The 6,350-nt window shown below is 56.5% G+C and carries 5 protein-coding genes and 2 pseudogenes; 6 read left to right on the top strand and 1 reads right to left on the bottom strand.

What is annotated here, in order from left to right; genetic code table 11:
* The 6 genes and pseudogenes from IEY52_RS10675 to IEY52_RS10650 all read left to right on the top strand — a co-directional run.
* Positions 1-825 (top strand): annotated as a pseudogene (locus IEY52_RS10675) (LLM class flavin-dependent oxidoreductase); the annotation flags it as partial.
* Between the two features lie 214 nt (positions 826-1,039).
* Positions 1,040-2,008, top strand: coding sequence for an aliphatic sulfonate ABC transporter substrate-binding protein (locus IEY52_RS10670; RefSeq protein WP_189002666.1), 969 nt, complete (start codon positions 1,040-1,042; stop codon positions 2,006-2,008).
* Between the two features lie 245 nt (positions 2,009-2,253).
* Positions 2,254-3,027 carry a transporter substrate-binding domain-containing protein gene (locus tag IEY52_RS10665; protein ID WP_189002665.1) on the top strand — a complete coding sequence of 258 codons (774 nt, stop codon included), beginning with the start codon at positions 2,254-2,256 and terminating at the stop codon, positions 3,025-3,027.
* A gap of 48 nt (positions 3,028-3,075) precedes the next feature.
* Positions 3,076-3,816 (top strand): annotated as a pseudogene (locus tag IEY52_RS10660) (amino acid ABC transporter permease).
* A gap of 30 nt (positions 3,817-3,846) precedes the next feature.
* Positions 3,847-5,109: an MFS transporter gene (locus IEY52_RS10655; RefSeq protein ID WP_189002664.1), complete on the top strand. Its 1,263-nt coding sequence runs from the start codon at positions 3,847-3,849 to the stop codon at positions 5,107-5,109.
* A gap of 14 nt (positions 5,110-5,123) precedes the next feature.
* Entirely contained in the window at positions 5,124-5,624 is a 501-nt protein-coding gene (locus IEY52_RS10650; protein ID WP_189002663.1) for a hypothetical protein, read from the top strand.
* Here the strand turns inward: IEY52_RS10650 and IEY52_RS10645 are convergent.
* Positions 5,584-6,240, bottom strand: a complete 657-nt coding sequence (locus IEY52_RS10645; protein ID WP_189002662.1) for an acetoacetate decarboxylase family protein — start codon at positions 6,238-6,240, stop codon at positions 5,584-5,586. The two genes, IEY52_RS10650 and IEY52_RS10645, sit on opposite strands and share 41 nt — an antisense overlap.
* Positions 6,241-6,350 lie beyond the last annotated feature (110 nt).

Raw genomic sequence — 6,350 nt, 5'->3', positions numbered from 1 at the left:
AACGGTCGCGTTTCCTTGAATCTGGTCAGCGGATCGGGAGACAAAGCCCTGCTGGCAGAAGGCCTCCCCGAGCAGTACCTGGGCAAAGACCAGAGGTACGCTTTAACCAGAGAGTGGGTGCACATCTTCCGAGCCCTCTTGCAGGGGGAGAAAGTGACCTACCAGGGAGAGCACCTGCAGATCACGGAGGGTCAATTGCAATTTCAGCCTGTGCAGCAACCACTGCCTCCGGTGTACTTCGGGGGAAGCAGTGAACCAGCGATTGGGGTGGCTGCGGAGTACACGGATGTGTACCTGACCTGGGGTGAACCGCCGCACATTGCCAGAGAAAAGATCGAACGGGTGGCCGAGCAGGCCGCGCTGCTGGGCAGAAAAGTCCGTTTCGGCGTCCGTGCTCACATCATCGTCCGGGAGACCGAAGAAGAGGCCTGGGTTGCTGCCAGCCGCCTGATCGAACGGGTGGACGACAAAGCCATTCGCAAAGCCCAGGCTTTTCAGGCCAGTCGGGATTCCGAAGGCCAGCGCCGCATGATCGCCCTGCACGGTGGGGACCGCAACAAACTCACCATCCACAAAAACCTGTGGGCCGGGGTGGGTCTGGTGCGCGGAGGAGCAGGAACCGCCTTCGTGGGCAACCCCGAAAACGTCGCGGCCCTGATCCGGGAATACCAGGACATCGGGGTGGACACCTTCGTGCTGTCCGGTTATCCCCATCTTGAAGAAGCTTATTACACAGCAGAACTGCTGTTCCCTGCCATTGGCAAGACCCAGACCGGGGTCCTCAAGGTCAAGTCTGAAGAAAAACGGCTGGCCGTCTCTTACTGAACCTGAAATTCTTCTCTCTCCTTCAACTGGTACGCCGATTTCCATCACCCGGGGAACACCCAAATCCCAGCCCCGGGTGAGGAGGTGAACACTGCTGCAAAGACCATCAGACTTCCTCATGTCTTGCCTGCACGGTCAGGTGCAGGCCCCCAAAACCAATACCTCCAGCTTCTGGAGTCAGAATTCAGCCTTTCCCGCAAAAAAGAGGTTTTTTATGAAGAAACAGTTCCTTGCTGCCCTTTCCCTGATCGCCCTTGGTTCCATCGCCCATGCCGAAGATGTTGTGTTCAAAATCGGATACCAGAAAGGCGGTCTGCCCGTGGCCCTGAAGTCTCTGGGCTGGCTGGACACCGCAGCCAAACAGGGCATCAAATTTGAATGGTACCTGTTCCCTGCCGGACCCCAGCTTCTGGAAGCCGAACGTGCTGGAGCCATTGATTTTGGTTCCACGGGAGACACCCCCAGCATCTTCGCTCTGGCTGCTGGCACCCCCATCCGTTACGTGGGCATCACCAAGAACACCGATCCCAAGGGAAGCGCCATTCTGGTGCCCAAAGATTCCCCCATCAAGAGCATCAAGGACCTGAAGGGCAAAAAAGTGGCCTTGCAACGCGGCTCTGCTGCCCACTACCTGATCCAGCTTGCCCTGCAAGAAGAGAAACTGGACCTCAATGACGTGGAGATTGTCAATTTGCCCCCCGCTGAGGCCCGAGGTGCCCTGGAAGGCAAAGCTGTGGACGCCTGGGTGATCTGGGACCCCTTCTACGCCATTGCACAGGCAGGTGGAAACGTGCGGGTCATCCGGGACAGCAAGGGCCTGATTGATGGGGTGGGGTACTGGATCACGGTGGACCGGGTGCTCAAAGATCCCGGCAAGAAAAAAGCCCTGGCCTACCTGCTTTCTGAACTCAACCGCACGGCCATCTGGGCCAACAAGAACAAAGACAAACTGGTGGATTTGTGGTTTGAGGACCTGGGCATTCCCAGGGACATCCTGAAAACTGTGCTGCTGCGCTCCGGGGATTACAACATCACCGCTTTCCCCAACAGCCAGCTCAAGTACCTGCAAAAAGAAGCAGACACCTTCTACCAGCTCGGGGTGCTGCCCAACAAGCTCAACCTGACCAGCGAAGTCATTGGCAAGGTGCCCTTCAGCAAAAACCTGAGCGCAACGGGCAAATAACCTCAGGGCCTTCCACTCCTGCCGATTTTGCAGCTGATCTCTGTACCTGATCTCGATGTTTTTTCTGTGCAGACCTATTAAAATCAGTCCTCCGTATGGAGGACTTTTTTGTGTTTTGTTGATGATGTTCTTGCAGGGTTTTGCACTTGACCGCATAAGCCATTCAAGCAGTTGACAGAAATTGTAAACAATTTTATGATGACGGCGACTTGAGAAGCCTCGTGCCTCCTGAAAGGACAACACCCATGAAAAAATCCCTGCTGGCCCTCAGCCTCCTGCTCTTCAGTGCAGCCCACGCAGAACTTCTGGACACGGTCAAAGCCCGTGGAACCCTCAAAATTGCCCTGGAAGGCACCTACCCGCCTTTCAACTACCGCGATGAAAAGAACCAGCTGGTCGGTTTCGATGTGGACATTGCAAAAGAACTGGCCGAACGTCTGGGCGTCAAACCCGAATTCATCACCACCGAATGGAGCGGCATCATCGCTGGCCTGCAGGCCGGAAAATACGATGTGATCGTCAATCAGGTGTCCATCACCCCTGAGCGCCAGAAAATTCTGGATTTCTCCAAACCCTACATCGTTTCCAGTGCCCAGTTGATCATCCGCAAAGGAGATCCCCGCAGGTTCAAAACCCTCGCAGACCTCAAAGGCAAGAAGCTCGGGGTGGGTCTGGGAAGCAACTACTATGACATGGCAAAAGCCATTGGTGGCATTGACCTGAAAACCTACCAGGCTGCACCGGACACCCTGCGCGACCTGAGCCTGGGACGCATCGACGCCGCACTGAATGACAGCCTGCTGCTGGCTTATCTGACCGTGAAGACCCGTCTGCTGGTCAAGGGAGCTGCCCAGATCGGAGAAGCCACCTACATGGGGATTCCCTTTCAGAAGAACAACCCCAAATTTGCCGCAGCCCTGAACAAAGCCATTGATGACATCAAAAACGACGGCACCTACCTGAAAATCAGCAAGAAGTGGTTTGGCAAAGATGTCTCCAAAGCCCCCAAAGACCAGTAAAAAAATGCATTTCCAGCCTCCCTTGAGAAAGGGAGGTTCTGGCCTTTTATGACAGAGCTGCTGCAAACCCTGTTGAACGACCTGAAGCTGATGTACCAGAATGCAGTGGTGGCTTTTCCGGCCATGCTGCTTGCAACCCGTTTCACCCTGATGTACGCCGTGTGCAGCATGGTGCTCGGGGTGGTGATTGCTTTTGTGGTGGCCATGTTGAGGGTCAGCAAAACCCCGGTGCTGGATCCACTGGCCCGGCTTTACGTCAGCGTGATCCGTGGCACCCCCCTGCTGGTGCAGATCTACATGACCTATTACGGGGTGCCCTCCTTCTGGCAGACCATTGACGCCAGTTTCCCCAAACTGGTGCCCAACATCCTGATTGATTTTCCGGTGTGGCTGGCTGGCACGCTGGCCCTCGGTCTCAATGTGGGTGCTTACATGAGTGAAACCCTCCGGGGCTCCATTGATGGGGTGGGAAAAGGCCAGTGGGAGGCTGCCCGATCCCTGGGCCTGAACCACCTGCAAACGCTCAGTCTGGTGGTCCTGCCCTAGGCGATTCGCACTGCCATTCCCAGCATGGGGAACAGCTTTGTGGGCCTCCTGAAAGACACCAGTCTGCTCAGCGTCATCACCATTCCGGAACTGATGAAGGTGGCCTACGAGAATTATTCCCGTACCTTCGATGGACGGGCTTACTTCCTGAGTGCTGCCCTGATCTACTGGGTGCTCTCTTCGATTTTCAATGCCCTGCAGCGCAGGCTGGAGGCCCGACTGGCCCGCGCACACACCGTCTAGCCTTCCTCACCTTCACCTCCAGGACCCCAAATGACTGAATCTGACCCCAGAACCCTGACCCCCAACAATCCCGAAAATGCCCTGAATTACCCTGCCTTTCGCTGGCTGATGGCTGCAACAGTGGGTTCCTCCCTGGCCAGCCGTGCTCTGGCCGTGGTGCTTGGATTCCAGATTTACCAGATCACCAAAAGCCCACTTGCTCTGGGATGGCTGGGTTTGTGGGAAGCCCTTCCTGCCGTGGGGCTGGCCCTGTTCGGAGGGTATTTTGCAGACCAGCATGACCGCAAACGCATCCTGCTGGTGACCCGGGGGGCTTCGGTGGTTTGCGCTGTGATGTTTGCGGTGCTGTCCGGGAGCATTGAAACGCTGGGTCTGACCGGACTGTACGCCCTGGTGTTCATTGCCGGGATTGCCAGAGGGTTTGGCGATCCCGCAGCTTCTGCCTTTGAAACCCAGGTGGTCCCCATGAAGGCCTACATCAATGCCTCCTCCTGGCTGGGCAGTGCATGGCAAGCCTGCTCGATCATCGGTCCAGCGCTGGGCGGTCTGGCTTACGACTGGCTGGGAGCAAAAGGCACCTACGTGCTGATTGCTGCACTGTTCATGGTGTCCTGGCTGGGGATCCTGATGATCCGACCCACCGGAAAAGTGGCAGCACGGGTGCGTGAACCCATCGGGCAGAGCATCAAAAATGGGGTGAAGTTCGTCTGGAACGACAAAGTTCTGGTGGGCTCCATGGCCCTGGATCTGTTCGCGGTGCTGTTCGGAGGGGCTGTTGCGCTGCTGCCGGTCTTTGCCAACGACATCCTGCATGTGGGCGCAAAAGGGCTGGGTTTCCTGGTGGCTGCGCCTTCCGTGGGCGCTTTGCTGGTGATGCTGTGGGCCACCAGACGGCCTCCCGTTGAAAATGCCGGGCGCACTTTGCTGCTGTGCATTGCTGGATTTGGCCTCTCCATCATTGTTTTTGCCCTCTCCAAAAACTTTTACCTGTCGCTGGTTGCCCTGGCTTTCAGTGGGGCTTTCGATGGGGTCAGCATGGTGATTCGCCGGGCCATTCTGCGGCTCAGGACCCCGGACCACCTGCGCGGACGGGTCGCCTCGGTGAGTTTGCTGTTCATCGGGTCTTCCAACGAAATCGGGGCTTTTGAGAGTGGCATGGCCGCCCACCTGCTGGGGACCATTCCTTCGGTGTGGATTGGGGGGATCGTGACCTTGCTGGTGGTGGCTTTCACTGCAGCCACCGTGCCTGAACTGCGCACCCTGCACCTGAGGGCCAAAAACGACACCGAATAGCTTTACCATGAAGCATGCTGATGCTTCGCTGGGCAGGACTGCTCTTCATGGCCGGAGTGGTCCTGTTCTATTTTTTCCGGCCTGAAACCTACTCCCTGCTGGATTACGCCAACCTGATTTTTCATGAAGCAGGGCACATCCTGTTTGGTCCTTTTGGGGAATTGATGATGTACCTGGGTGGGTCCCTGACCCAGATTCTGATTCCCCTTTTGTGCTCAGGGTTTTTTGCCTACAAAAAAGATGTGTATTCCAGCAGCATCACCCTGCTGTGGGCCGTGCAGAACATGATCAACGTCAGCGTGTACATTGGGGATGCCCGTGCCCGCAATCTGCCCCTCATCACCGATGACCCTGACACCCACGACTGGTGGAACATCCTGCTGATCCTCAACATGCTGCAAAAAGACCACCTGCTGGCAAAGGTGGTGGTCTTCTGGGCGGCTTTGCTGTATGTGGTGGCGCTTTTCCTGGGGATCAGAGCACTTTTCGCTCAGGCAGAGGAAAATTCAGCTTGAAGTTCTTGACCTCGAAGCCTGCAATGGGACGCTGGTGTGAGAGGTCTGGAAAGAGGTCACTGCTGCCCTTGAACGCCATCAGGCGGGCAGGACGTGCCCAGCCTGTGGCCGAAATGGTGGTCAGCATGTGCTGCCTGCCATACATCTGCAGCAGGGTCCTCAGGTCCGGGTGAATGGGTCTGGCACTCAGGTGCACAAAAGGGCCTTCTGAACGCAGGTAAAAATCTGCGATGTGCTCTTCTCCCAGATGGGCACTGACCTGATCTGCAGCAAAACTGAAATCTGCCCGCTCTTTGGGAATGCCCCAGTTGTGCCAGCCACTGACCACACTTTCCAGCGTGGACACGTAAATCTTGGTGATGGACAGGTGGTTGCGGTTGTCCTGACCAGAGAACATTCCAGGCATGAACAACAGTTCCTGATAACGGCCCACAGGTGTAGAGGCGTAATCCAGCAGCATCACTGCACCCAATCCTCCTGAATACCGGGATTGCATGGGACCCGGAATGAAGCCACTGGACTGGATGAATGCATCGGAAAATCGATAAAGAAAAACAAAACCCCGCCCGGCAAGGTTCCAGGGTGGGGGCACAGGCTTCAGCGCGTGCTGGGTCATGTGTTTGATGATAGCAAGATTGGGGCGGAAGGCAGAGTGCAGAAGGCAGAAGGCAAAAGGCAAAAGGCCGAGGGCCGAGAGCCGAGGGCAAAACGCTAAGGGCCGAGTGC

The sequence above is a fragment of the Deinococcus roseus genome (assembly GCF_014646895.1).
Taxonomy (GTDB): domain Bacteria; phylum Deinococcota; class Deinococci; order Deinococcales; family Deinococcaceae; genus Deinococcus_C; species Deinococcus_C roseus.
The sequence above is the reverse complement of the archived record's forward strand: the minus strand, read 5'-3'. Positions and strand labels throughout refer to the sequence as shown.